The 25,136-nt window shown below is 67.8% G+C and carries 21 protein-coding genes; 9 read left to right on the forward strand and 12 right to left on the reverse strand.

What is annotated here, in order from left to right:
- The first annotated feature begins 8 nt into the window (after nucleotides 1-8).
- Nucleotides 9-599 (forward strand): SCP2 sterol-binding domain-containing protein, encoded by a 591-nt coding sequence (locus ED92_RS06950; RefSeq protein ID WP_037334334.1) that lies wholly within the window; start codon nucleotides 9-11, stop codon nucleotides 597-599.
- Here ED92_RS06950 and ED92_RS06955 read toward each other — a convergent pair.
- From ED92_RS06955 to ED92_RS06975, 5 genes are all read right to left on the reverse strand, one after another.
- Nucleotides 596-2,338, reverse strand: a complete 1,743-nt coding sequence (locus tag ED92_RS06955) for an ATP-binding protein (protein ID WP_037334337.1) — start codon at nucleotides 2,336-2,338, stop codon at nucleotides 596-598. The two genes, ED92_RS06950 and ED92_RS06955, sit on opposite strands and share 4 nt — an antisense overlap.
- Nucleotides 2,339-2,424: 86 nt before the next feature.
- The gene (locus ED92_RS06960) at nucleotides 2,425-2,907 is read right to left on the reverse strand and encodes an FxsA family protein (protein ID WP_037334339.1); all 483 of its coding nucleotides are present in this window, start codon (nucleotides 2,905-2,907) and stop codon (nucleotides 2,425-2,427) included.
- A gap of 44 nt (nucleotides 2,908-2,951) precedes the next feature.
- On the reverse strand, nucleotides 2,952-3,452 hold the full coding sequence (locus tag ED92_RS06965; protein WP_037334342.1) for an AAA family ATPase: 501 nt from the start codon (nucleotides 3,450-3,452) through the stop codon (nucleotides 2,952-2,954).
- 2 nt (nucleotides 3,453-3,454) lie between these two features.
- Complete coding sequence (locus tag ED92_RS06970; RefSeq protein WP_152610876.1) at nucleotides 3,455-5,398, reverse strand: ABC transporter ATP-binding protein; 1,944 nt, start codon at nucleotides 5,396-5,398, stop codon at nucleotides 3,455-3,457.
- Nucleotides 5,399-5,424: 26 nt separating this feature from the next.
- Nucleotides 5,425-5,994 carry a TetR/AcrR family transcriptional regulator gene (locus tag ED92_RS06975; RefSeq protein WP_037334344.1) on the reverse strand — a complete coding sequence of 190 codons (570 nt, stop codon included), beginning with the start codon at nucleotides 5,992-5,994 and terminating at the stop codon, nucleotides 5,425-5,427.
- A gap of 172 nt (nucleotides 5,995-6,166) precedes the next feature.
- Here ED92_RS06975 and ED92_RS06980 point away from each other — a divergent pair, with 172 nt between their 5' ends.
- From ED92_RS06980 to ED92_RS06990, 3 genes are read left to right on the forward strand one after another with little or no spacing between them, the layout of a single operon-like run.
- Nucleotides 6,167-8,905, forward strand: coding sequence for a hypothetical protein (locus ED92_RS06980; protein ID WP_052120304.1), 2,739 nt, complete (start codon nucleotides 6,167-6,169; stop codon nucleotides 8,903-8,905).
- A gap of 8 nt (nucleotides 8,906-8,913) precedes the next feature.
- Nucleotides 8,914-9,912, forward strand: a complete 999-nt coding sequence (locus ED92_RS06985) for a hypothetical protein (RefSeq protein ID WP_152610836.1) — start codon at nucleotides 8,914-8,916, stop codon at nucleotides 9,910-9,912.
- Nucleotides 9,905-11,257: a hypothetical protein gene (locus tag ED92_RS06990; RefSeq protein WP_037334350.1), complete on the forward strand. Its 1,353-nt coding sequence runs from the start codon at nucleotides 9,905-9,907 to the stop codon at nucleotides 11,255-11,257. The genes ED92_RS06985 and ED92_RS06990 overlap by 8 nt, the downstream gene beginning before the upstream one ends.
- 63 nt (nucleotides 11,258-11,320) lie before the next feature.
- Here ED92_RS06990 and ED92_RS06995 read toward each other — a convergent pair whose 3' ends face one another.
- From ED92_RS06995 to pdhA, 3 genes are read right to left on the reverse strand one after another with little or no spacing between them, the layout of a single operon-like run.
- Nucleotides 11,321-12,658 (reverse strand): dihydrolipoamide acetyltransferase family protein, encoded by a 1,338-nt coding sequence (locus ED92_RS06995; RefSeq protein WP_037334352.1) that lies wholly within the window; start codon nucleotides 12,656-12,658, stop codon nucleotides 11,321-11,323.
- A gap of 16 nt (nucleotides 12,659-12,674) precedes the next feature.
- Entirely contained in the window at nucleotides 12,675-13,667 is a 993-nt protein-coding gene (locus ED92_RS07000) for an alpha-ketoacid dehydrogenase subunit beta (RefSeq protein WP_037334355.1), read from the reverse strand.
- A 1-nt stretch (nucleotide 13,668) separates the two neighbouring features.
- A complete protein-coding gene (pdhA, locus tag ED92_RS07005) occupies nucleotides 13,669-14,874 on the reverse strand; it encodes a pyruvate dehydrogenase (acetyl-transferring) E1 component subunit alpha (protein WP_037334358.1) in 1,206 nt (401 codons plus the stop codon).
- Nucleotides 14,875-15,247: 373 nt separating this feature from the next.
- Between pdhA and ED92_RS07010 the strand changes: the two genes are divergently transcribed.
- Entirely contained in the window at nucleotides 15,248-16,660 is a 1,413-nt protein-coding gene (locus tag ED92_RS07010) for a M20/M25/M40 family metallo-hydrolase (protein WP_037334361.1), read from the forward strand.
- Between the two features lie 84 nt (nucleotides 16,661-16,744).
- Entirely contained in the window at nucleotides 16,745-17,602 is an 858-nt protein-coding gene (locus tag ED92_RS07015) for an alpha/beta fold hydrolase (RefSeq protein WP_037334364.1), read from the forward strand.
- On the opposite strand, the gene ED92_RS07020 is transcribed toward ED92_RS07015, so the two are convergent.
- Nucleotides 17,599-18,597, reverse strand: a complete 999-nt coding sequence (locus ED92_RS07020; protein ID WP_037334367.1) for an ABC transporter substrate-binding protein — start codon at nucleotides 18,595-18,597, stop codon at nucleotides 17,599-17,601. The genes ED92_RS07015 and ED92_RS07020 overlap by 4 nt on opposite strands.
- Nucleotides 18,598-18,711: 114 nt before the next feature.
- On the opposite strand from ED92_RS07020, the gene ED92_RS07025 reads away from it, so the two are divergent.
- Together ED92_RS07025 and ED92_RS07030 are read left to right on the forward strand one after the other, a co-directional pair.
- Nucleotides 18,712-19,695, forward strand: coding sequence for an iron ABC transporter permease (locus ED92_RS07025; RefSeq protein WP_081975747.1), 984 nt, complete (start codon nucleotides 18,712-18,714; stop codon nucleotides 19,693-19,695).
- On the forward strand, nucleotides 19,692-20,696 hold the full coding sequence (locus ED92_RS07030) for an iron chelate uptake ABC transporter family permease subunit (RefSeq protein ID WP_037334370.1): 1,005 nt from the start codon (nucleotides 19,692-19,694) through the stop codon (nucleotides 20,694-20,696). The genes ED92_RS07025 and ED92_RS07030 overlap by 4 nt, the downstream gene beginning before the upstream one ends.
- Here the strand turns inward: ED92_RS07030 and ED92_RS07035 are convergent.
- The 3 genes from ED92_RS07035 to ED92_RS07045 are packed head-to-tail and all read right to left on the reverse strand — an operon-like array spanning nucleotide 20,693 to nucleotide 24,152.
- Nucleotides 20,693-21,535, reverse strand: coding sequence for a transglutaminase family protein (locus ED92_RS07035; protein ID WP_037334373.1), 843 nt, complete (start codon nucleotides 21,533-21,535; stop codon nucleotides 20,693-20,695). The two genes, ED92_RS07030 and ED92_RS07035, sit on opposite strands and share 4 nt — an antisense overlap.
- Entirely contained in the window at nucleotides 21,532-22,479 is a 948-nt protein-coding gene (locus ED92_RS07040; RefSeq protein ID WP_016338202.1) for an alpha-E domain-containing protein, read from the reverse strand. Before ED92_RS07040 ends, ED92_RS07035 begins: the two co-directional genes overlap by 4 nt.
- Nucleotides 22,480-22,490: 11 nt before the next feature.
- Nucleotides 22,491-24,152, reverse strand: coding sequence for a circularly permuted type 2 ATP-grasp protein (locus tag ED92_RS07045; protein WP_052120306.1), 1,662 nt, complete (start codon nucleotides 24,150-24,152; stop codon nucleotides 22,491-22,493).
- Nucleotides 24,153-24,300: 148 nt separating this feature from the next.
- Between ED92_RS07045 and ED92_RS07050 the strand changes: the two genes are divergently transcribed.
- Nucleotides 24,301-25,116 carry a basic amino acid ABC transporter substrate-binding protein gene (locus ED92_RS07050; RefSeq protein ID WP_037334376.1) on the forward strand — a complete coding sequence of 272 codons (816 nt, stop codon included), beginning with the start codon at nucleotides 24,301-24,303 and terminating at the stop codon, nucleotides 25,114-25,116.
- The last annotated feature ends 20 nt before the right edge of the window (nucleotides 25,117-25,136 follow it).

The following is a 25,136-nucleotide window of genomic DNA, read 5'->3' on the forward strand; positions in this document are numbered from 1 at the left end:
CCCGTCCGTTGAGGACGCACAAGACGCGCACCGGTGGCGAGCACGTCGTCAACGCGTTCGCGGAGAAGCTCGAACTCGCCAAACTGAGCCCAGAGCAGTTCACCCAGGTGCTGGAAACCCTGCACATGCTGGGCGAAACCGGTGCGGGCATCGAGCTGAGCTCGCTGGAGACCGAGGTGCTCGTCGACGTCGTGCAACGGGCGTCGCGGGAGCAGCTCAAGGCGATCGCCGATCACCCGGAACTGCGTTCGGCGTTCCTCGACGAGATTTTCCGCAGAATGTCGGACCATTTCGTTCCCGAACGCGCGCGGCATGTCGACTTCGTCGTCGCATGGCGTTTCACCGATGGTGACGGAGAAGACGGTTTCGATCGTTTTCAAACGGTCATCGAAGACGGCGTCTGCGTTTCGAGCACGGATCTCGCGCGCACTCCGGACACCACCATCACCCTTTCCGTCGACGACTTCATCCGGATGGCGACCGGCAACGCGGCGGTGGCGGCGATGTTCGTGACGGGCAAGGTGAAGGTGAAGGGCGAGTACGCGCCGGCCGTGCGGTTCAGCGGGTACTTCGACATCCCGAAGCCGAGCGTGGGCTAGCCACCTGTTTCATCGAGGGTTCGCTTGGACGTACGGCGATAGCGGACGTTGGGGCTCCGCAGATTTCGCTCGGTCGCTTCGATCAGTCCTTGCCTGAGCAAGACGGTCAGCCAGCGCGTCATCGTGCGGTCGTGCAGCCCGGTCACCGCGACCAGGTCGGCACGTGTCGCCTCGTTGTCACCTAGGGCATCGAGGATCTCTTCACGCCGATCGGCGCGCCGCTTCGGCGGTGCCGGTCTGTCGGTGGGAGCGGGAGTCGCGTCTTCCGCGAGGGTGTAGTGCGCGTACCGGCGCCCTCCGGCCGGGACAAGGAGACCTCGCGCGACAAGATCACCGAGTTCTTCGGTCGCCACCCTCGAATCGAGGTCGTTGGCGTTCCGGTAGGCCTGGTTGTTGAGCGTCTCCCCGTGGAACAGCATCGCGAGGCCGTGGCATTGGCTGTCGGTGAGACCGTGCTCGTCCAACGAAGCGATCCAGCGAACCGCGTCTTCGCCCATCAAGGTGTGGTTCGGGAAAGTGGCCGAGAAAGTGGAAATGTCATCGGCGAACCGTGGCGGACTGAGCTTGGCGTCCCGCATCGCCGTCAGCATCGCCGGGATCCCGGAACCGCGGTTCTCGCAGATCGGACGATCCGACCCGGGCAACGGGATGTCTTCGAGAATCTTCAGCAGTGTCGCGTTGCGGGCCGAGGACGTCCCTTCGACGCCGAGATTCTCTTCGCGGACCGACCCGTAAAGGCCCCCTGGGTTACGGATGAGCAGCCGGTCGGGATACATCTCGACCTGCACCTGCGTCCCGTGGGAAGTACCCGAGTAGTCGCGGTGTACCAGTGCGTTCACCACTGCTTCTCGTAGTGCGGTCTCCGGGTACTCGTACGTTTCGGCCCGTCCGGCGCCGCGGACGGTGGATCGTCGTTTCATGTTCCGGCGGAGAGCGATGAGCGCTTCGTCCACCATCACCGGAATCGGCCCCTCCGCGGCGACGTTGTCGATGAACCGCGTTCCGTTTCGAGGATCAGGCCCGGATTTCGTCGGGTAGTGCACGAAAGTCAACATGAGCTGCGGGAAGAACTCCTGAGGGTATTCCCCCAGCGCCAGAAGCCCGGCAAGGGAAAGCTCGGTGCCGACGAGAACCTTCGCGCGGCGCAGTGCCGCGGTGGTGTCCAAGTTCGCGAAAGCCCTGCTTCGGTGGCGGCGGAGTCGGCTGAGAAAAGTGTCGACCAGGGCATGGTCGAGGTTCGCGATGGTGGTACCGGCCACGGGCTGCTCGTCATCCCGCGGTTGACCGCGGTTCGCCATCATCAGCTGCACTTCGTATGGGCTCAGCCTTCGATCCCCGTCGGCGACTCTGACGAAGCTCCCCTGCGTCATGCCGACGCCCCGATTGAACGAAGGCTTGCTGCCCGGCGGCAGTTCGGGAATCTCGGCGACCACGAGATCCGCCCCTTCGAAACGGTGGGTCCCGATGAGAGGTCGTAGCGGCGGCTCCAGGTTTTCCGAGCACAAGGCCGCCAGGTCGGCTTCCATCTTCGCCGGGTCGCGAACACCGGTCGCCTCGAACCCTCGGGTTTCGTCGAGGCCGAGGATCAGGACGCCGCCGCTGGTATTGGCGAACGCCGAGAGCGTTTCGCGGACGCTCTTCGGAAGCTTTGACTCGGCTCGTTTGGCCTCGACAAAGGCGTGGTCGCCGCCGAGGCCGCGAAGGTTCGCGATGATCTCGGCGAGGTCGTCGTAGAGCATGCCGCCGTCCCAGCTTAGACACTAGCTTAGACACTAGCTTAGACACTGGAGCCTAGCGGCGAAGCTAGTGTCTAAGCTGGCGAGGGTCAGCCCTCGACGATGCGGCCCTCGATCACCGGCGGCTGCTTCTTGGCGGCCTCCGCGGGCGGCGTGTCCGTCACGACCTCGCTGTCCACGACCATCACCGGCCCGCGGGCGCGGTTCGCGAACTTGACCGCCCGGCGCTGCATCCGCTTCTGCCACACCTTGCGCGCGACACTCCGCGTCGGCGGCAGGATGAACAGCAGGCCGATAACGTCGCTGACGAAACCGGGCAGCAGGATCAGCAGACCGCCGAGCCCGATCAGCATCCCGTCGGTGAGTTCCTTCTCCGCGTCGGCGGGACGGCCGAGCCGCGCGGATTCGGCGAACGCCCGGAAGGCGCGGCCGCCTTCACGGCGCGCGAGCCAGGATCCGACGAACGCGCCGGCGAAGAGCAGCGCGATCGTGCCGAGCACGCCAATGGCCGAGCCCACCGTCCATACGGCGGCGATCTCGGCGACGACATAGAGCAGGAACGCGACAGCCATACCTGGACAACGTACGGCTTGCCCGTTTTGCTCCCAACCCCCGGTCAGCCGATCCGGCGAAGGAACTCCTCCGCCTCACGTGGCGTGGTCAGCACGATCCGCCGTGCGTGCGCGCCTTGCTCCGCCAGTCGTCGCACCGTCCGTTCCCGGTGGTGCTTCGGCCAGCGCCAGACGTAGGAATAGAACCCCGGATCCAGTCTTTCGGGGCAGCCGGGCGCCTGGTTGTCCCGGCCGTATTCGCGCAGGCTCCGCACCAGCACCCGCCGGAGGCAGATGCGGCGCGGGTAGTCGAGGAACACGATCGTGTCCGCCCTCGGCAGGCGAAGATGCATCGACGCTCCGTAGTTCCCGTCGATCACCCAGGCGTCGGATGCGATGACCTCCTGTTGCGCGGCGTGGAACTCGGCGTCCGGCGCCGGTGTCCACCCCGGCCGCCAGTAGAGCCGGTCGAGGTGGATGACCGGCAAGCCGAGCGCGGCGCCGAGTCGTCGCGAAAACGTCGACTTCCCGGCGCCACTGCAGCCGACGACCATGATGCGCCGCACGCTCAAGCCTCGTCGAGGTATGCGGCCGCCTGCAGGGTGAACAGTTCGGCGTAGCCCCCCTCCGCCGCCATCAGCTCGTCGTGTGTCCCGTATTCGGCGACCTTTCCGTGCTCCAGCAACAGGATCCGCTCCGCCTGCCGCACGGTGGAGAACCGGTGCGAGATGTACAGCGTCGTGCGCCCCTCCGAAAGCTCCCGCAGCCGCGAGAAGAGGTCGTGCTCGGCTTGGGCGTCCAGCGCGGACGTCGGTTCGTCGAGGATCAGGATCGGCGCTTCCCGCAGGAACGCCCTGGCCAGCGCGATCTTCTGCCATTCGCCGCCGGACAGGCTGACGCCCTGGTCGAACCAGCGCCCGAGCGGGCTGTCGTACCCGCTGGGCAGGCGCTCGATCCGCTCGTCGGCGCCGGCGCGTTTCGCCGACGTCTCGATCCGTTCGCGGTCGACGAGGTGCGTCAGGTCGCCGAGTCCGATGTTCTCGGCGGCGGTGCCCTGGTAGGTCACGTAATCCTGGAACATCGCGCTGATCTGTCGCCGCAGTGCCACCGGGTCGTATTCGCGGATGTCGACGCCGTCGAGCAGGATCCGCCCGCCCGTCGGGTCGTACAGCCGGCACAGCAGTTTGAACAGTGTCGACTTCCCGGCCCCGTTGCGGCCGACGACGGCGACCGTTTCACCCGGCCGGATCTCGAAGCTCACGCCGTCGAGCGCGGGATCGGCCGCTCCTGGATAGGTGAAGGACACCTCTTCGAACTGGATGTGTCCCTCCACAGTGGACGGAAGCGGTCGCGGCTCGGGTGGCGCGACGATCTCCGGTTTCGTGCCGAGGAAGCGATACAGCGTGTCGAGGTAGAGATTGTTCTCGTACATCCCGGAAAACGCGGTGAACAGACCCTGGACGGACGTCTGCACCGACGCCGCGGCCGCCGTGTACAGCGCGAGGTCGCCGAGGGTGAGCCTGCCGCCGACGGCCTCCAACGCGATGTACAACGCGATCGCGGAACCGGCGGCGGTGCTGAGCAGACCCCACGATGTCGAGCTGACACTGCGCTTGCGGGTCAGTGTCCGCTGACGGTCGTAGAAGACCTGCCCGAGCCGCTGGAACCGGTCGACGAAATACGGGCCGAGCCCGAAGAGCTTGGTCTCCTTGGCATACGTGTCGGTGGTGACCAAAGAGGACAGATAATCCATCCGTCGTTTCAGCGGCGACATCATCAACGTCAGCCAGAAGGCGCGGGCGCCGTACTTCGACTGCGAGATGAACGCGGGGATCGGCGCCAAGAGGGCGACGAGCGCCAGCAGCGGGCTGATCGAGACGAGCAGCGCGATCATGCTGCCGAAGGTGATCACGGTCCGGACCAGGCCCAAGGCCGAGTTCATCATCGACAGCGGCCGGGTCGGCGCCTCCTGCGCGGCTTGGCGCAGCATGTCGTAGGACGCGGAACCCTCGAAGTACGAAAGATGCAGTTTGCTTGCGTGGTCCATCACCTGGTGGCGGATGGTCAGCGTCATCCGTTCCTGCAGCAGTGACTGGCCATAGGTGGTCAGCGCCTGCGAAACCGCAGTGAGCACGAGGATGCCGAACTGGAAGAGGGCGACACCGACGATCGCGCTCTTCGTCCCGTGTCCCTGGATCGCCGCGACCACCGAGTCGATCAGCAGCTTCGCGATGTACGCGGTCGCCGTCGGGAGGAGACCGGAAAGCAGCGTCACCAGGGTGATCACGATGGTCAGCACCGGGCTTGCCTGCCAGGTCAGCTTCGCGACCTTCGGCAGGCCGCGAACCGTCCCCGCGACGTTGACCCACATGCGGTTGAGCCGGGATTTGAGGTCTTTCGGGACGGCTTCGGGCTCGGGCTCCGGGATGTCGACCGGGCCGGTCAGCCCGCTGTCGGGCACCGTCGACGGCGGACGACGGCGCCTGCCGCCGCGGGCCATGAACAGCTCCAGGCCGCCTCCCCCACCGGGCGGGCCGATCACGCGGCCGCCAAGGCGCCGTTGAGGAACACGTCGACGAGCTCCATCGTGGTGGGCTCGTCACCGGTCTCGCTGAATCGGATCCGGCCGCTGAACAGCAGCGACAGGAAGAGCGCCGCGGACTGCGACGGTGGCAGGCGGAGCCGGTCCTTCTCCGGCTCGAACAGTTCGGCCATGGCGTCGCGCATTACGCTCATCGACTCCTTGCGCCGGTCTCGGCGATCGTCATGGCGATGCTCCAGTCGCCTGCCGGAACCGTGCATGACCGCCATGAGCGCGCCCATCCGCTGGAGGTGCGCGCTGAGCGCGTCGGCCGCCTCGATGAGCCTGTCGTCGAGGGGCTGTTCGAGGTCGATGACCGCGATCGCGTCGAGTACCTGGTCGGGCTTCAGCGCTTCGGCGAAGCAGGTGGCGAACAGTTCGTCCTTGTCCTTGAACACGCGGAAGACGGTGCCTTCGCCGATGCCCGCGGCGCGCGCGATCTGGCTCGACGTGACACCGGCGCCGTGCTCCACCAGCAAGGGCAGCACGGACTGGACGATCATCCGGCGCCGCTCGTCGGCGCTCATCCCCGGCGCTCTCCGCCGGGCGGTGGTTTCTGTCATGTGTCCAGTGTGCGGAGTGAGCGCTCACTCCGTCAAGCGAATAAGGCGCGACCCGGCTCGCCGCACCAACGGGCGGTCGATCAAGCCCTTTGGGCGAACCCTCCGTCCACTGCTCGAAAGATCCGCCCGCTGAAGCATGGACATCGATTCAGCGAAGATCGACGAGGGGCGGAACACCGTGCCATTGACCGTGACGTTCACCGGAAAGGTGCCGCTGTCCACCAGCGGCCCGAACGCGCACTATCACGTCTGGACCTACACCCTGCAGGGCTCGCCCGGCGACTTCATCGGCGTGAACCAGCGGTTCGCGCTGGCGTTGGCTGCCGAGGTCGATGTCCAGGATCCTCGCCGGTATCCGGATGTCACCGCGCTGAACGGAGCGTTCCTCGAGAAGGACACGACGATCAGCCGCCAGTACGCGGGCAAGGTGATCAGCTCGCCGAACGGGACCCAGACGATCTCCTTCGTCGCACCTGCCGCACAGACCGAACGTGAGCTCTTCCTCGTCGCCGCGTCCGGGGCGGGGCGGCCGTGGAGTGTGGTGCCGTTCGCGAAGACCGCGGGAGGCACGGTCGCGAACGTCCAGTCGCTGCCTTCGCCGGCAGGACAGGTCTTCACCGGGCGGCCCGTCGCCGACTTCGCCGGTACCTACCCCTACGCGAGCGAGGTCTTCGGTGTCTACCAGCCGCTCGTGGGCTGGATGGGTGCGCAGAGTTCAGAACGCTTCGCCGGGGAGCGGGTGCCTGGTGCGGCCGTCGCGGCGCTGGCGGACGAAGCACCCGTCGAAGGGATCCTTTCGCCGGTCGGCCTCGTCAACCTGTTCCGCGAGTACTTCTTCGAGTTCGACACCTTCCTCGGTGTTCCCGCCGGGCATCTTTGGCTGAGCCCCGGCGGAACCGTCGAGGTCGTCGAAACGAGCTCACGCCGCACGCTGACCGAACGGACGGCCGAGCAGTCCGAGCAGACGACGCGCCGGGTCGAGGAGAGCCTGACCGAACAGACCGACGTCGCGGACGCGGTCAAGGAGGACAACGCGAACGACACCACACTCGGCGCGAGTGCCAGCGCCGGGGCCAAGTTCGCGGGGATCTATCACGGCGACGTCAGCACGACGTTCAGCACGACCACGTCGACCGGCAAATCGTCGGAACAGACCCACAAGCACAGCCGGACGCAGAGTTCGAAGGTCAGCAGCGAGATCGTCCGTAACTTCAAGACGACCTTCAAGACCGTCACGGAGACCACGGACACCTCCAGCCGTCGGTACGTCGTGCAGAACACCACGAACAAGCTCGTCAACTACGAGCTGCGGCGCAAAATGCGCAAGGTCGGTGTCCAGATGCAACATCTCGGCACGCAGCTGAGCTGGCAGGTGTTCCTCGGGCCAGGCGGGATCACGCCGCCAGGAACGGATCCGAAGCCGTCGGTGGCGCCCGGCCGGAAACTGGGGCTCGGTGAACTCGTCCACGTGGTGCCGGCTCCGGACCTTTCGTCGCTGCGCAAACCCGAGCCACTCGCAGCACTCGAAGAGAAGACGGTCACCTTCACCGGCGTCTTCCCGTTTCGCTGGTATCACCGGGAGAACAGCAACCCGCCGCACAACGGCGCGACGTATCTGCTGGACGGAAGCCTGCTGTGGATGAACAACGAGGACGAGGACAACGAGCACGTCCACGCGGTCAACGATTTCGTGGCCGTCCCGCCCGCTCCCGGGTACAAGCTGAGCGACCGGATCGTGGTCCTGGAGGCGAAGAACGGCAACGGCGGGCCGGCCAAACTCATCCCGCACCACATCGAAGTACGGCCCGAGAACGCGAAGAGCGGGAAGTTCTCCTTGACGGCGAGCGAAGCCAGCTGGGCGGGCACCGATTCGATGACGCTGACGTTCTCGCTGACGTGGGTACCGCCCGAGTCCCACCCGGACCAGGGATCCTATGACCGTGCGCTCAAGGAGTACGAGGCCGCGGTCGCGGTGATCCAGCGCCGCACGTACGCGCAGGCCGTCAGTGACCGGGTCGACCTGGTCAGCAAGGTCCGTGCCCGGTCGTCGGAGGAACTCCGCAAGGAGGAACGCCAGGTCGTGTTCGCGGATCTGGTCAAGCAGCTCAACAAACAGGTCCCGGACGGACATCTGGCCGCCGAGCTGATCCGGCAGATGTTCGACGTCGACCGGATGCTCTACTTCGTCGCACCCGACTACTGGCGGCCGATGAACGTCACCGACCCGGCGGGGCCGGACACCAAGGGCCGCTATCCGGTGCCGCCGCACAACTGGGACAACAAGTCGCCGGATCCGATCGACGGCGAGACGGTGGTGAGCTGGTATTCCCACACCAGCTCGGAGAACCGCGGGCCGGGCGATCCCGTCAAGGACCCGGAATACCGCGTCAACTACCTGATCACCGAGAAATCGAACCCGGCGCCCACCGGAAGTTCGCTCGGCTGGTTGATCCAGTCCGACGGGGACGAACGGCGTAACGAATTCCTCAACGCCGCCTGGGTCAAGGTGGTGCTCCCGATCCGGCCGGGCCACGAGACCAAGGCCATCGACTGGCTGAAACGCGCCGATGTCGAGGGCGAGGCCGCTCTCGGCAAACAGTACGAATGGCAGACAGGTGACCCGGAGACCTGGCGTGGCCAGACCATCGGATGGGTACTCGACGAACTGGCCAAGGAACTCGAGGCCGCCAATACGAACATGGACAACACTCTGGCCACGGAGCGCGTGTTCGAAACCGGTTTCGACCCGCTCGACGGCGGGTTCCGCCCGGCGTTGCCCTACCAGATCTTCGATGAATGGGTCGAAGTCCTGCCGACCGACCAGGTCGTCGCCGTGGAGGTCGAGTACGACCCCAAGACCGGGCAGCAGCGATAGGGGTGCGGGTGTTCCATCACGACCCGCCGCCGGGAGCACCGTTCATCGAGCCGATCGTCCCGCCGTCGCGGCCCGAACCGCCGCACGGGCCGCCGAAGGTCAAGGAGTCGATCCGGATCTATCGCCCGGGAGACCCCGCCGAAATCGGCGGCAAGGCCGAACTGATCCAGCGCGCGCTGTTCCCGGACGTGCGGGAGCGCCGGCTTCAGGTGCATCCGGCCAGCGGGGCGCTCTGGTTCGGCGGCGCCCGCCGGACGGGCGGGCCTCGACCGCCGTCACCGATCCAGGCCCGTGAGGCCGCGGCGGCGTTCCTCGCCGATGCGCGACGCCGGCTCGCGGCGGAGGACGGGCGCCTGGCCGGAATCGTGCCCGTCGACCTTCGTCTGCTCGACACCTGGGCGGGCTCCGAAGGCGGTGGCGATCGCGGCGGCACCACGGTCTGCCGCTTCGCTCGCACGCTCCGGCCGTCTCCGGCCGAGCCGCCGGTGCCGGTGTTCGGGGAGATGGTGGAGATCTGGGTGGACGCCGCCGGGGTGGTCCGCTCCTTCGGATCCACCTGTCGTCTGCTCGTAGCGGACACGACCGTCGCCAGGCTGCCTTCACCGGATCCGGAGACCTTTCACGAACACGGGAAGGAGGCGGGGCTCATCTATCTCAGCGGCGACGAGGACGAGGAACGGGACGCCATCTGTCCTTTTTGGATTCGCTGGGGCGAGGAGCTCGCCGTGATCTCTCCGGCGAGCGGGCACTCGATGGCGGTGCGCCTGGTGCCCACGCGGTTTCCGGGCGGAGTCGCCCTCGAAGCGCTCACGGTCGGCGGCTCCGGGCGGTTCGAATACAGCTGGCAGGCGTGGTCACCGCTGGCGCCGGCCGAGTTCGTCTCCCTGTCCCGAGGGGCTTCGGCCAGGGTGGGGGTCGGTGTCTGGGACGTCGTCGCCCGGGTCCGGGACGTGGTCAACGACGTCACGGAGAAAGCGATGCTGAGAGTGGTGGGCACGAATGGCTGAGCGATTCTTCGGTGGCTGGGAGTTCCGCGATCGGCTGGACGACGGCGGGCTGATCCTCGACTCCGTCTGGCATCGGGACTATCCGTTGGCCTCCGACATCCGATTCCCGAGGGTCTGGGTCGCCGCGCCACCGCCGCGGATCCGTTCGGGCGGACCGGTTCCGCTGCTCAAGGCCAAAAAGCGGGCCTTCGTCCTCGGGAAGGACATGCACGCGAAAAGCGCGCCCTACGAACTCGTCCGCGGCGGGCAGTCGATCGGCGACTTCGCACTCTATCCGGTGGTCGGCGGGCTCGGGGTGGACTACGAGGCGGAGATCGCGATTCCCGGTGTCCGCAACGATGTCCTGACCGTCAGCCAGCGCTATCTGTTCGGGGCGTACTCGAAACATCCCGCGCACGAACCCGGCTCGGTTCTCCGCGCGGCCAGGTTCTTCCCCTTGCTGGAGTTCCGGCTGAAACCGGGCAAGGAGAATCTCCCCGGACCGTCGTACTTCCGCGCGGACCTCCGGTTCGACCTGGCGCTGCACCGGAAGGGAGACGGACACGACCTCGGCGGGGTGTTCCGCGATGAAGAGCATGTCAGTCTCTCGATCGCCGACGAGAACATCCACGGCGGAAGGCCACCACTGCTGCAGGATGTGTTCGCGGGCGCGGAGAAACCGTTGCATCACGACCTGATCGGGCCGGGGCTCCGGGAGCGGACGAAGCGCGACACCGGCCCCGATCTCCAAACCTGGGACAATTACCACCACTTCCCTTCGGCCGAGGACGGCAGCCTGCCGTCCTCGCCGGGGGCTTTCCACTGTTTCCACACCCATTGGCGATGGGGTGCGGTCAGCGCGAAGGGGATGTTCCCCGTCCTCGCCGGCGGACGGCAATTCGCCGGCTTGAACTGGACGGAGGAACTGGGCGGGCCGCTGATCGATCCCCGGATCCCGGACCAGGACCTGACCTTCGCCGTCACGACGGATTCGCGTCACGGCACCCCGCTCGAAGCGAGCGCCAATCCCAGCGAATGGCCCTTCGCGGACCTCTTCACCCGCTGGCGGGCCGAACCGGCACCGATCAAGAAGGACGGCGCGAAGATCACGTTCTGGATCTCGGTCGAGGTGAGCAGGCCCGACGGCGCGGAAAACCGGGAATGGGGCGGGACACTGTTGCCGCACGGGATGTTCTTCTCGCACGAACCGGAGCCAGAGCTGTTCGACTTCGGCTCCGACGTCCCCTTGATCGTGCCGATCCAAGCCAAGCTCGCGGGCTTGCGGAACGCGTTGGTGAAGGAGTCGGTTCCGGTCTCGGCCAGCCCTATGCCCTGGTGGCGCTACCCGCCAGGGCCGAAGAAGTAGATGCGCGTGAAGGCCCCCTTCCCTCGACTGAGCCGAGGGAAGGGGGCCTTCACGCGCGAAACGTCAGTAGGTGATCGCGACCGCCGGGTCGGCCAGCAGAGCGCCGACGTCGGCCAGGAACTCCGAGCCCTGCTGCCCGTCGACCACGCGGTGGTCGAAGCTCAGCGAAAGCTGGAGCACCTTGCGCACCTTGATCTCGCCGTCGACCACCCACGGGGTGTCCTTGATCGCGCCGAGGCACAGGATCGCGGACTCGCCGGGGTTGATGATCGGCGTACCGGTGTCGACGCCGAAGACGCCGACGTTGGTGATGGTGATCGTGCCGCCGAGCATCGCCGCCGGGGTGGTCTTGCCCTCGCGGGCGACGTCGGTCAGCTCGGTGAGCGCGATCGCGAGTTCCTTGAGGGACATCGAATCCGCGTCACGGACCTTGGGCACGACGAGCCCGCGCGGGGTGGCCGCGGCGATCCCGAGGTGCACGTAGTCCTTGTAGACGATCTCCTGCGCAGCCTCGTCCCACACCGCGTTGACGTCCGGAGTGCGCTTGGCCGCCAGGCAGACGGCCTTCGCCGCGAAGGTCAGCGGGGTGACCTTGACCCCGGCGAACTCGCGCGACTTCTTCAGCTTCTCCCGGAATTCCATCATCGGCGTGACGTCGATGGTCAGGAACTCCGTGACGTGCGGGGCGGTGTAGGCGCTCTGCACCATCGCGGCGGCGGTGGCCTTGCGGACGCCCTTGATCGGAACGCGGCGTTCCCGCGTCGCCGGGTCGTAACCACTATCCACAGTGGACGACGAAGCCGCTGGTGCGGCCGAACCGTTGGCGGCCGCCTGCACGTCGTCACGCGTGATGACGCCGCCGTCGGCGGTGCCGGTGAGCGCGTGCAGATCGACGCCGAGGTCCTTGGCGAGCTTGCGCACCGGCGGCTTCGCCAGCGGCACGTACCCGCCCTTCGGCTTCGAAGCGACCGCAGGCGCGGCAGGTGCGACGGGAGCAGGAGCCGCGACCACCGGAGCAGCAGCGGGAGCCGCGCCCTTCCGCGCCCGGCGCTGCGTGACGACGGCCTTGGAGCCGTAGCCGACCAGCGGCTTCATCTCCTCTTCCGCCGGCTCTTCCGCCGCGGGAGCGGTGGGTGCCGGGGCCGCCTTGCCGCCGGGGTCGACGTCGATGGTGAGGATCGGCGCGCCGACCTCCACCGTCTGACCCGGCTCGACGAGCAGTTCGGTGATCACGCCCGCCCACGGGATGGGCAGTTCGACGGCGGCCTTCGCGGTCTCGACCTCGACGACGATCTGGTTCACCGTCACGGTGTCACCCGGCTTGACCTGCCAGGCGATGATGTCGGCCTCGGTCAGCCCCTCCGCCGTGTCGGCCAGGGGGAATTGTTTGTACTCGGGCATTTCAGCGATTTCCCCCTTACCAGGCGAGCGAACGGTCGACGGTGTGCAGCACCCGGTCCAGGTCGGGGAGGTAGTGCTCCTCGAGTTTGGCCGGCGGGTACGGCGTGTCGAATCCGGTCACCCGCAGCACGGGGGCTTCCAGCGAGTAGAAGCATTTCTGCTGCACGCGCGCGGCGATCTCCGAAGTCAGCGACGATTCCGACGGCGCCTCGCTCAGCGCGATGAGCCGTCCGGTCTTGCGCACCGACTCGAAAACCGGCTCCAGGTCGAGCGGGGACAGCGTCCGCAGGTCGATGACCTCCAGGGACTTGCCCTCGTCTTCGGCGGCGGTCGCCGCGTCGAGCGCGACCTTCACCGACGGGCCGTACGCGACGACGGTGGCCGTCGTGCCTTCGCGGACGACGCGGGACTTGAACAGCGGGTCCGGCGTGGTGTCGGTGTCGACCTCGGACTTCATCGCGCCCGAGTGGTACAGCTTCTTCGGCTCGAAGAACAGGATCGGGTCGTCGGACTTGATCGCCTGCTGGATGCCCCAGTAGGCGTCGACGGCGTTCGAAACCGAAACGACCTTCAGGCCGGGGATGTGCGCGAACAGCGACTCCGGCGACTCCGAGTGGTGCTCGACCGCGCCGATGCCGCCACCGAACGGCACCCGGATCACGATGGGCATCTTGATCTTGCCCTGCGTCCGGTAGTGCAGCTTCGCGACCTGGCTGGAGATCTGGTCGAAGCCAGGGAAGATGAAGCCTTCGAACTGGATTTCGCACACCGGGCGGAAACCGCGGACGGCGAGGCCGACCGCGGTGCCGATAATGCCCGATTCCGCGAGCGGCGTGTCCAGCACGCGCTGCTCGCCGAAGTCCTTCTGCAGGCCGTCGGTGATGCGGAAGACGCCGCCGAGCTTGCCGACGTCCTCACCCATGATCAGGACCTTCGGGTCCTCTTCCATGGCGCGCCGGAGGCCGAGGTTGAGGGCCTTGCCGATGGTGAGTTTCTGGAGGTCGGCCATTTCAGTGCTCCCCCGCCCCGACGAAACCGTCCATGTAGGACAGGAACTCTTCACGCTGCGCGTCCAGCAGCGGAGTGGACTCCGCGTACACGTTGGAGAAGATCCGGTCCGGTGGCGGTTCGGGCATGTTGAAGCAGTAGTCGCGCAGTTCGGCCGCGAACGCGTCCGAATCGGCCTGCACCTGGTCGAAGAACGCCTGGTCTGCGCCGCCACCGCGGGCGAGGTACGCCCGGACGCGCTCGATCGGGTCCTTCAGCTTCCACTCCTCCAGCTCGTCGGAGAGCCGGTAGCGGGTGGGGTCGTCGGTGGTGGTGTGCGCGTCCATCCGGTAGGTGAACGCCTCGATCAGCACCGGGCCGTTGCCGTGACGGCACTCCTCCAGCGCCCAGCGGGAGACCGCGAGGCAGGCGAGGACGTCGTTGCCGTCCACGCGGATGCCGGGGAAGCCGTAGCCGCGGGCGCGCTGGTACAGCGGCAGGCGCGACTGGCGCTCGGTGGGCTCGGAGATCGCCCACTGGTTGTTCTGGCAGAAGAACACGAGCGGCGCGTCGTAGACGGCGGCCCAGACGAAGCCTTCGTGCACGTCGCCCTGCGAAGTCGCTCCGTCACCGAAGTAACAGATGGTCGCTTCGCTGTCGTCGTCGCCGACCTTGCCTTCGAACTTCTGGCCCATCGCGTAACCGGCGGCGTTGAGCACCTGGTTGCCGATCACGATGGTGTACGGGTGGAAGCCGTGGGCCTGGTAGTCCCAGCCACTGTGGTCGGTGCAGCGGAAGATGCCGAGCACCTCTTTGAGGTCGACGCCGCGGGTGTACGCGACACCGTGCTCGCGGTAGCTGGGGAACGCCATGTCCCCCTTCCGCAGCGCGCGGCCGGAGCCGATCTGCGCGGCCTCCTGCCCGAGCAGCGGCACCCAGATGCCGAGCTGGCCTTGGCGCTGCATCGCGTTGGCCTCGCGGTCCGCGCGGCGGACCAGGACCATGTCGCGGTACAGGCCCTTGAGGGCTTCGGCGTCGATGTCGTCGACGTAGCGGTCGAATTGCGGCGAGGAGACCCGTTCGCCTTCGGGGGTGAGCAGCTGAGTCAGCTCAGCGCCACCTTCGCTCGTTGCTCGCAAACCGGCGATCACCTGTTCGGGGGAAGGTTGCGCCGCTACGGCGGCGGGACCGTCTCCAGGTTCCGGGTGCGTCCAGTGTTCGGACGGCATGCGCTGCTCTCCTTGATGTCGGCGCCTCTGGCGGCCACTTGTGGCGGCCACAGTGACTGCGCCGGCGGGGACCAGCGCGTCGGATCTGAAGCGCTGGGTCACCGTCGGCGTTGACGGTTCGTGCGGACATCCTGGCATGCCGGATGCCGTTTTGGTCAGTGGCGGATGCTGATTTGTTGCTGAGAAAGGGTGCCTGATCAGGGAAAATGCTAGGACGCCCGAGTGTGGGGCCGCCGAAAGTAGGGAATTCACCCGCGGGCCGACCAGCGGACGACGGACCCGGACGGGTGTCCTGTCCGGCGCGGGCGATGACGATCCGTGCCCGCCGTTGTGATCCATCCCACTCTCCGGCACCCGTGGCAGGATGGCGGACGTGGAGCAGAAATCCGTACGCGAAACCGTGGTTTCGAACTGGACGAACGACGTCCTTCCCAGCCTGTCCGGCCTGGTGGCGATCCCGGCCCTGTCGCCGGCGTTCGACGCCGAGTGGGCGAAGACCGGCCATCTCGCCGCCGCCGTCGAGCACGTCCGCTCCTGGATCGCCGCGCGGGAGATCCCCGGCGCGACGCTCGAGGTCGTGGAGCTCGAAGGCCGCAGCCCGCTGCTGGTCGTCGACATCCCGGCGACGTCCGAAGCCGCCGACAAGGGCACCGTGCTCATGTACGGGCACCTCGACAAACAGCCCCCGGTGGGCGGCTGGTCCGAGGGGCTCGACCCGTGGACGCCGGTGATCCGCGACGGGCGGCTGTACGGCCGCGGCGCGGTCGACGACGGCTACTCCGGCTACGCGGCGACGACGGCGATCGAAGCCGTGCGCGCCGCCGGTGGCGAGCACTCCCGCGCCGTCGTGCTGCTGGAGACCGGGGAGGAATCCGGCAGCCCGGATCTGCCCGCCTACGTCGAGCACCTGAAGGAAAAGCTCGGCGCGGTCTCGCTGGTCGTCTGCCTCGACGCCGGCGGCACCGACTACAAGCGCCTGTGGCTGACCACCAGCCTGCGCGGCATGCTGCACGTCAACGTCACCGTGAAGGTGCTCGAGTCCGCGCAGCACTCCGGCATGGCCAGCGGCATCGTGGCGAGTTCGTTCCGCGTCCTGCGTGTCCTGCTCGACCGCATCGAGAACGCCGAGACCGGTGAGATCAAGCTCGCCGAGCTGAGCGTCGACATCCCGGAGAACCGCGTCGAGGACGCTCGCGGTGTCGTCGAGATCGCGCCCGGTGCGGCGAAGACACTCTTCCCGGTGGTCGGCCGGACGGTCTCCGACGACGATCTGGAACTGCTGCTCAACAACTCGTGGCGGCCGACGCTTTCGGTGATCGGCGCGGAGGGCTTCCCGCTCCCGGCCGACGCAGGCAACGTGCTGCGCGACAGCACCACGCTCACCCTGAGCTTCCGCCTGCCGCCGACCGCCGACGCGCAGGCCGCGATGGAGGCGGTCCGCCGCGTGCTCACCACCGACGTGCCGTACGACGCTTCGGTGGAGCTCGGCGACTTCCAGGCGGAGAACGGCTGGAACGCGCCGGACACCGCGCCGTGGCTCGACGAGGTGCTGCACCACGTCAGCGGCGAGGTCTTCGGCGAGCCGCACAAGAGCTTCGGCATGGGCGGATCGATCCCGTTCATGGGGCTGCTCGGCGAGAAGTACCCGGACGCGCAGTTCGTGGTCACTGGCGCCTGCGGGCCGGACTCGAACATCCACGTGCCGGACGAGTGGCTGAACATCGACTTCGCGCAGCGGGTCACCGAGGCGGTCGCGCACATCCTGGACGCGCACGCCAAGAGCTGATTCCCCGGCTCACGCTGCAATGAAAGGTCCTTTCCTAGCAGAATTTGCAAGGAAAGGACCTTTCATTGCACGCGCGGGAGGATCATGTTCGAAGGCTTCGAGCTCGAAAACGTCGACACGGGCGAAGTGACCCTCAGGGTCCGCCATGGCGGATCGGGGCCGCCGCTCGTCCTCCTGCACGGACATCCCCGCACCCACACCACCTGGTACGACGTCGCGCCGCGGCTCGCGGACGCGTTCACCGTCGTCTGCCCGGATCTCCCGGGCTACGGCCAGTCCTCGAAACCCGAGACCGCCGAAGACCACTCGGCGCACTCGAAACGTGCCATGGCCAGGCACATCGTCGCCCTCATGCGGCATCTCGGCCACGAACGGTTCGCCGTCGCCGGGCACGATCGCGGCAGTTACGTGGCGCATCGGCTGGCCATGGACCATCCCGAAGCGGTCACTAAACTGGTCGTCCTCGATGGCGTCCCGATCGGTGAGGCGCTCGCGCGGGCCGACGCGGACTTCGCGCGGAAATGGTGGCACTGGTTCTTCTTCGGCCAGCTCGCGAAACCCGCCGAGCGGGTGATCAACGCCGACCCGGACGCTTGGTACGGCGGTGATCCCGAAGCGATGGGCGCGGAGAACCACGCCGACTTCCTGCGCGCGATCCACGATCCCGAGACGGTCCACGCGATGCTGGAGGACTACCGCGCCGGCCTCGGGCCCGACCGCGAAGCCGACGACGCCGACAAGGCGGCCGGGCGGAAGCTCGGCTGTCCCGTCCTCATGCTGTGGTCCAGCCGCGACGACATGGCCGAGCTGTACGGCGACCCGATCGCGGTGTGGCGCGAATGGGCCGACGACGTCCGCGGCTTCGCGATCGAATCCGGGCACCATATGGCCGAGGAGAATCCGGCCGACCTCGCGGCGGCGTTACGGGAGTTCCTGGGCTAGGCGAACTTGTTCAGCGCCGCGGTCAGTTCCGTCAGCTGCGGCGTGAAACGCTGGTAGGAGAACGGCGTCTCGTTGTTCCACGGGATCAGCTTCCCGGCTTTCACAGCGGGCAGCTGAGCCCAGGTCGGCACGCCGCCGAGCCCGTCCGGGCCGAGCGAGAGCGAACCCCCGCGGTTGTCGTACATGATCACGTCGGCCGGGTACTTGCCGATGTTCTCCCAGCTGATCTGCTGGTAGTAGCCGCCCTGGCTCTCGTCCGGCGCCTCCGGCGTGACGAAGTCGAGCCCCTTGCTCTGATAGTGCTTCGAGGTCGCAAACTTCGGCGCGTTCGAGACGTAGACGGCGTCCTTCTGCGCGGACACGAGAAGGATCTTCAGCCCGGCGGCCTTCTTCGCCGCTTCGGCGAGCGCGGCGTCAGCCTTCTCGTACTCCTCCTTCGCGGCCTTGATCGCCGGAGTCTCGGTGTCGGCGCCGAGCGCCTTCGCGAGCGCGATGAACTTCGCGATCCCTTCGGGCATCGAGATGTCCTGCAGCCGGACGCCGACGCTGGGCGCGGCCTTGTCGATCTTCTCCGTCTGCGTGTCCGGGACGTACCACATCTGTTCCTTGAGGTACATCACGCTGACCAGCAGCTGCGGATTCAACGAGACGAACTTGTCGAAGTTGAACTCGTTCCACACGTTCCCGAGCGAGGTCACCGCGTTCAGGTCGACGCCGCCCGCCTGCGGGTCCGGTTTGCCGTCGGCGAACTTCGACGGGCCGAAGATCCCGACCGACTTCACGCCGAGGTCCCACAGCGCCGCCGCCGCGGTGACCTGCGCGACGATCCGCGTCGGCCGCTCGCCTTCGAGTTTCCGGCCGCGGTCGTCGGTGAACGACCAGGTCGCGCCCCCTCCTTGCGCGGGCGTCTCGTCCTGGTAGCCGCAGGCGGTCAGGAGGCCGGTGGCGCCGAGCGCCGCGGTGCCGGCGAGAAAGCCGCGTCGGGAGAGGTGCATGGAGATCTTCTTTCAGCGAGGGACCGAAGTTCGGCGTTAGGCTAGCCTTCCCTTATCGTGAACGCCATGGTCCAGGTCACGGAGCGCGGCACAACCGGGAGAACCAGCGTTTCCTTGAGAGCGCTGGTCCTGACGGGGTCGCTGGTAGCGCTTGCCGCGGTCATCCTGCTGTCGATCGGCTTCGGCTCGAACCGTCTCTCGCTCGGCGAAGTCCTGCATGCCCTCTTCGCCTACGACGGGAGCTACAACGACGTCGTCGTCCGCGACGATCGCCTGCCCCGCACGGTGCTCGGCGTCCTGGTCGGGATGGCGCTCGCGCTGGCGGGCTCGCTCATGCAGGCGATCACCCGCAACCCGGTCGCGGAACCCGGTCTGCTCGGCATCAACCACGGTGCCGCCGTCGCGATCGTGCTCGGCTCGACGCTGTTCTCGGTGACTTCGCCCGGCGAGTACGTCTGGTTCGCCTTCGCCGGGGCGCTCGCGGGAACCGCGCTGGTCTCGGTGATCGGCGGGACACGCGGGGCGACGAGCCCGCTGCGGCTGGTGCTGGCCGGTGTCGCCGTCCAGGCGGTGTTCGTCGGGATCAACCAGGGCATGCAGATGGTCAACACGCACAACCTACAGGCCATGCGGTTCTGGCTGGTCGGCTCGCTGGTGAACCGGAACCTGGATCAGCTGTCGGTCTTGCTGCCGTTCTTCGTCGCGGGGGTGGTGATCGCGATCGTGCTGGCCCGCGCGCTGAACGCGCTGGCGCTCGGCGAGGACACGGCACGCGGTCTCGGCGCGAATCCGGCGCTCGTCCGCGTCGCCGGAATGGTCGCCGTCGGCCTGCTTTCGGCGTCGGCGACCGCGGCCTGCGGGCCGATCGCCTTCGTCGGCCTGATGATCCCGCACGTCGTCCGCACGCTGATCGGCCAGGACGAGCGATGGGTGCTCCTGATTTCGGCGTTGCTCGGGCCGGTGCTGCTGCTCGGCTGCGACGTCCTCGGCCGCCTGCTCGGCTCGCCGGGGGAGATCCAGGTCGGCGTGATGACCGACGTCGTCGGCGGGATCGCGTTCGTGATCGTGGCCCGGCGCTTGAAGGCGGTGCGCCGATGACCGCGCTCGCCCGCCGTGAGTCCGGTGTGGACGGACGATCGGTGATCGTCGTCGCCGCGCTGGCCCTGGTGACACTGACGCTCGTCGTGCTTTCCGTCGGCACCGGCGACTACGAGATGAGCCCAGGCGAAGTGCTCGCCACACTCGCGGGTTCGGGCACGAAGGCGCAGTACCTGGTCGTCATGGGACGGCTTCCGCGCGTGCTGGTCGCGATCCTCGTCGGGGCCGCGCTGGCACTGGCAGGCGCGGTCTTCCAGACGATCACGCGCAACCCGCTCGGCAGCCCGGACATCATCGGCTTCACCACCGGCTCGGCGACCGGCGGCATCGTGACCCTGCTGCTCTTCGGCTCCGGCCCGGGGCTCGTCTCCGTCGGCGCGCTGGTCGGCGGGCTGCTGACCGCGCTGGTCGTGATGGCCTTGTGCGCACCGTACGGTCTGCTGAGTTCGCGGCTGGTGCTGCTCGGGATCGCGGTCAGCGCGGTGCTGGTCGGCGTGAACTCGTACCTGCTGGTGAAGGCGAACCTCGAAGCCGCCGCGCAGGCCGTCGGCTGGCTGGTCGGCGACCTCGCCGGCCGCGACTGGAGCTTCTTCGTGCCGCTGGCGATCGCGGTGGCGGTGCTCGCCCCGGTCGTATTCGCCAACGGCCGCGCGCTGCGCATGCTGGAGATGGGCGACGACACCGCCACCGGTATCGGCGTCGACGTCCACCGCGTGCGGCTGACCCTGGTGCTGGTCGCGGTCGCGCTGGTCGCCGCCGCCACCGCCGCGACCGGGCCGCTGCCGTTCATCGCGCTCGCCGCGCCCCAGCTCGCGCGCCGGATGACGCGTCTGCCGGGGCCCAACCTGGCGGCTTCGGCCTTCGTCGGCGCGGCGCTGGTCGTCGCGGCGGACTACCTCGGCCAGCGGCTGCTGGAGTCCTCGCTGCTGCCCGCGGGCGTCGTGGCGGCAGCCCTCGGCGGCGCCTATTTGCTCTGGTTGTTGCTGCGGCGCAGGGCTTAGGTCAGCCGGGTCAGCTGCACCGAGACGTCCAAAGTGGACTGTCCGCCACCGGTGAAGATGCCCTTGAGCGGTGGCACGTCGGCGTAGTCGCGGCCGTACGCGACCCAGACGTGCCGCGGCCCGACCGGGATCGCGTTCGTCGGGTCGTAGGCCCACCAGCCGCCGGTCCAGACGTCGACCCAGGCGTGGCTTTCGCCTTCGACCGTCTCGCCGAGCTTCGCCTCCGGTTTCGTGTGCAGATACCCGGAGACGTACCGCGCCGGGACGCCGATCGCGCGCAGCATCACCAGCGTGACATGCGCGAAGTCCTGGCAAACCCCTTCGCGCGCACGCCACGCGTCGGTCGCCGTGCTGTGCACGCCGGTCGTCCCTGGCTGGTACTTCAGCTGCTGGTTGACCCATTCGCAGACCGCGAGCACGGCCTCCGCCGGATCGAGCCCCTTCCGCAGTTCACGCGCGACCTTCGTCAGCTCCGGATCACGTGGCGTGTACGGCGTCGGCGTCAGGTACTCGGTGCGGTGGTCGACAACGGTGTCGCTGCGCAGGTCCTTCCATGTCGCCGAACGGACCGGCTCGCCTTCGTCGGCGGTCTCGACCACCGACGTCGCGAGCACGGTGAACTCGGTGTGCGGCGCGTGAAGGTCGAACGAGGTCACGACGGTGCCCCAGTAGTCCGTGTACCGGTAAGCACGGGTCGCCGGCGTCGTCTCGACCCGGTTCACGACCGTGGTCTGCCGCCGGTCGGAGCGCGGGGTCAGCCGTGCCTCGTTGTACGACTGCGTGGCCGGGGTCGCGTACCGGTACCCGGTCCGGTGGGCCACCCGAAGCTGCCAGGTCACAGCGAAACCTCCGCACCGCTCCAGGCCACCCAAGGCGACGAATGGAAGTACTGCACCGAAACCGCGTCGCCGATGTCCTTGATCGAGGTCTGCAGGGCGCCGAGCCGTTTCGGCAGGTCCTCCAGCAGATCCGACGGCCGCAGGAACTCCAGTTCGCTGCGCGCGCGGCCGAGCTGCCGCAGCGCCTCGGACTTCTCGTTGGCACGCGAGTTGACGCCGGGATCCAGCCGCTCCAGGCATTCCTCGGCCTGGCGCAACGCGTGGAACACCGAACGAGGGAAGAGCGTGTCCCGCAACAGGAACTGCACGACCCGGGCGGCGTCGAGCGCGCCGCGATAGGTCCGCAGGTAGGTGTCCTGCGCGCCCGCCGAACGGAGCACGGTGATCCAGCCGGGTGACGACGCGCTGTCCTGCACCCGCGAAAGCAGCAGCCGCACCACCATGTCCGCGCGTTCGACCGAGCGCCCGAGCACCATGAACAGCCAGCCGTCGTCGCGGCTCATCGTCGAATCGGCGAGCCCGGCGAACATCGCCGCGCGCTCCTCCACGAAGGAGAGGAACGCGTGCGGTCCGGCGCGGCGCGCGTACCGCTGCCTGTCCGGCACCGCGTTCCACGTCGCGTTCAGGCATTCCCACAGCTCGGTCGAGACGACCTCGCGGGCGCCGCGCGTGTTCTCGCGGGCAGAGTTGATCGAGCCGACGATCGACGCCGGATTGTCCTTGGCGTAGGCGACCAGCTCGGTCAGCTTCCACACGTCGAGGGTGTCCATGCCCTCCGGCGAGATGCCGAGGACGGCGAGCAGCTGGCGGCTCGCGTGGTCCGGGTCGACGCTCGCGTCTTCGAGCAGCTGGTGCACGGAGACGTTGAGGATCCGGGAGGTGTCATCGGCGCGTTCGACGTACCGGCCGATCCAGTACAGCGATTCCGCGTTGCGGGCGAGCACATCAACCTCCCTTATGCCTGTTGCTGCTGCTGTTGCTGGGTGGTGGTCAGCTCGGGGCCCTGTTCGGCGACCAGACCGTCCACTTGGGACAGTGCGCCGAGCGCGGGCCGGTCCAGTTCCCGTTCCGCCGTCGAGGAGCGTGGCGCCAGCACCCAGGTGTCCTTGGAACCGCCGCCCTGCGACGAGTTGACGACCAGGCTGCCCTCCGGGAGTGCGACCCTGGTCAGCCCGCCCGGCAGGACGAAGATCTCCTTGCCGTCGTTGACCGCGAACGGCCGGAGATCGACGTGCCGCGGCGCCAGCCGGTCGTCCACTTTGGACGGAACGGTGGACAGCTGGACCACCGGCTGGGCGATCCAGCCACGCTTGTTCGCGCGGACCTTGCGTTTGAGCGCGGTCAGCTCGGCCTGCGTCGCCTCCGGGCCGAACACGATGCCGTACCCACCCGAACCTTCGACCGGTTTGATCACCAGCTCGTCCATATGCCGCATGACGTGGTCGAACTCGTCCGGCAGCCAGCACCGGAAGGTGTCGACGTTGGGCAGCAGCGGCTTCTCGTTGAGGTAGTACTTCACCATCTCGGGCACGTAGGTGTAGACGAGCTTGTCGTCGCCGACGCCGTTGCCGACCGCGTTCGCGATCACCACGTTGCCCGCGCGCGCCGCGTTGAGGATCCCGGCCACACCGAGCACGGAATCCGGCCGGTAATGCACCGGATCGAGGAATTCGTCGTCGATCCGCCGGTAGATGACGTCGACCTGCCGCTCGCCCTCGGTGGTGCGCAAGTAGACGACGTTGTCCCGGCAGAACATGTCGCGGCCTTCGACCAGCTCGACCCCCATGAGCCTGGCCAGCAGCGAATGCTCGAAATACGCGGAGTTGTGCACGCCGGGCGTGAGCACGACGACCATCGGGTCGGCGACGTTCGCCGCGGCCGCCGCCCGCAGCGCGCGCAGCAGATGGGAGGCGTAATCGCCGACCGGGCGCACCCGGTGCTGGGCGAACAGGTCCGGGAACACGCGCGCCATCGTGCGGCGGTTCTCCATCACGTACGACACGCCGGACGGGTTGCGGAGGTTGTCCTCCAGTACCCGGAAGGTGCCCTCCTCGTCGCGCACCAGGTCCACACCGGACACATGGATGCGGACGCCATTGGGCGGGTTGATCCCGAACGCCTCGCGCTGGAAATGCTCGCACGAGGTGATCAGCCGTCGAGGCAGGACGCCGTCACGCAGGATCTGCCGGTCGCCGTACACGTCGGCGAGAAAGGCTTCGAGCGCGCGGACCCGTTGCGCCACACCGCGTTCGAGTTTGCTCCATTCGGCGGTGGTGATCACGCGCGGCACCAGGTCGAGCGGGAACGGGCGTTCCTGGCCCGACAGCGAGAACGTGATGCCCTGATCCACCATCGCCCGGTCGATCGCCGCCGACCGGGACGAAAGGTCCGCCGACGTCAGCGCGGAGATCGATTCGTACAGCGCGCGGTACGGCTGGCGGACCGTGCCGTCGGCGGTGAACATCTCGTCGTACGCGCCCGCGTGCGGCCGCGACGGCGAAAGATAGCCGTCGAACTGCGCCCCGGGTTTCGCCGCGCGCCGGGCCGACGTCGTCGTCCGCGGGCGGCGGCCCGCAGGTGGGAGACGGGGCGCCGAGTTGTTGTTCATGGTCGCCATACTCGCTCACCCTGCCATGTCGGCGCGATACCTCATGCAACGCCCGTGACGGCCGAAACGGCGCTGTAACGTCGTAGTGCTGTGATTGCCGCCGGATGAGTGGCAATATGCGTGCTCTCGACACATGGGAACTACGAGGAGTGACGACGTGGCTCGATTCAAAGCGCTCGCCCTGATCCCGGCGCTCGCCCTGGCCGCGGGTGCGCTGTCCGCGTGCGGCGAGGAAGGCGGAACCGCGGCCGGCGGCGTCCAGCTCGTCGCGTCCGGCAAGGTCACCACCTGCACGCACCTGCCCTACCAGCCGTTCCAGGTCAAGCAGGGCGACAAGATCGTCGGCTTCGACGTCGACCTGGTCGACCTGGTCGGCAAGAAGCTGGGTGTCGAGCAGAGCATCGTCGACATCGCCTTCGAGAACATCGAGTCCGGCGAGGCGATGAACAGCGGACAGTGCGACCTCGCCGCGGCCGGTATGACGATCACCGACAAGCGCAAGGAGAAGTTCGACTTCTCCGACCCGTACTTCGAGGCGACCCAGGCGCTGCTGGTCAAGACCGGTTCGCCGATCAAGGACCTCTCCAACGTGACGGGCAAGAAGATCGGTGTCCAGTCGGCCACCACCGGCGCCGACTACGCCAAGGAGAAGGCGAAGGGCGCCGAGATCGTCACCTTCGACGACCTCGCGCTGCTGGAGCAGGCCGTCAAGAACGGCACGGTCGACGCGGGCGTCAACGACAACGGCGTGCTCTACGACTTCGCGAAGACGAACCCGGACACGACGGTCGTCACCGAGTTCAAGACGAACGAGTTCTACGGCATCGGTGTGAAGAAGGGCAACAGCGCCCTCCTCGGCCAGGTCAACGAGGTGCTCAAGGCGTCCGTGGCGGACGGCTCCTACGCGCAGATCTACCAGAAGTGGTTCGGCAAGGCGCCGACCTGGCAGCCGGGCAGCCCGACCGCCGGTTGATAATCCGTCCCCTGTGGCCG

It is taken from the genome of Amycolatopsis sp. MJM2582, assembly GCF_000754115.1.
Lineage (GTDB): Bacteria > Actinomycetota > Actinomycetes > Mycobacteriales > Pseudonocardiaceae > Amycolatopsis > Amycolatopsis japonica.

Excerpts from the sequence above, each read along its gene's own strand:
- ED92_RS06955 (WP_037334337.1), bottom strand. The coding sequence starts at position 2,338 with ATGCTCTACGACGACCTCGCCGAGATCATCGCGAACCTTCGCGGCCTC.
- ED92_RS06960 (WP_037334339.1), bottom strand. The coding sequence starts at position 2,907 with ATGGCTGTCGCGTTCCTGCTCTATGTCGTCGCCGAGATCGCCGCCGTA.
- ED92_RS06975 (WP_037334344.1), bottom strand. The coding sequence starts at position 5,994 with ATGAGCGCCGACGAGCGGCGCCGGATGATCGTCCAGTCCGTGCTGCCC.
- ED92_RS06980 (WP_052120304.1), top strand. The coding sequence starts at position 6,167 with ATGGACATCGATTCAGCGAAGATCGACGAGGGGCGGAACACCGTGCCA.
- ED92_RS06990 (WP_037334350.1), top strand. The coding sequence starts at position 9,905 with ATGGCTGAGCGATTCTTCGGTGGCTGGGAGTTCCGCGATCGGCTGGAC.
- ED92_RS06995 (WP_037334352.1), bottom strand. The coding sequence starts at position 12,658 with ATGCCCGAGTACAAACAATTCCCCCTGGCCGACACGGCGGAGGGGCTG.
- ED92_RS07000 (WP_037334355.1), bottom strand. The coding sequence starts at position 13,667 with ATGGCCGACCTCCAGAAACTCACCATCGGCAAGGCCCTCAACCTCGGC.
- pdhA (WP_037334358.1), bottom strand. The coding sequence starts at position 14,874 with ATGCCGTCCGAACACTGGACGCACCCGGAACCTGGAGACGGTCCCGCC.
- ED92_RS07015 (WP_037334364.1), top strand. The coding sequence starts at position 16,745 with ATGTTCGAAGGCTTCGAGCTCGAAAACGTCGACACGGGCGAAGTGACC.
- ED92_RS07020 (WP_037334367.1), bottom strand. The coding sequence starts at position 18,597 with ATGCACCTCTCCCGACGCGGCTTTCTCGCCGGCACCGCGGCGCTCGGC.
- ED92_RS07030 (WP_037334370.1), top strand. The coding sequence starts at position 19,692 with ATGACCGCGCTCGCCCGCCGTGAGTCCGGTGTGGACGGACGATCGGTG.
- ED92_RS07045 (WP_052120306.1), bottom strand. The coding sequence starts at position 24,152 with ATGGCGACCATGAACAACAACTCGGCGCCCCGTCTCCCACCTGCGGGC.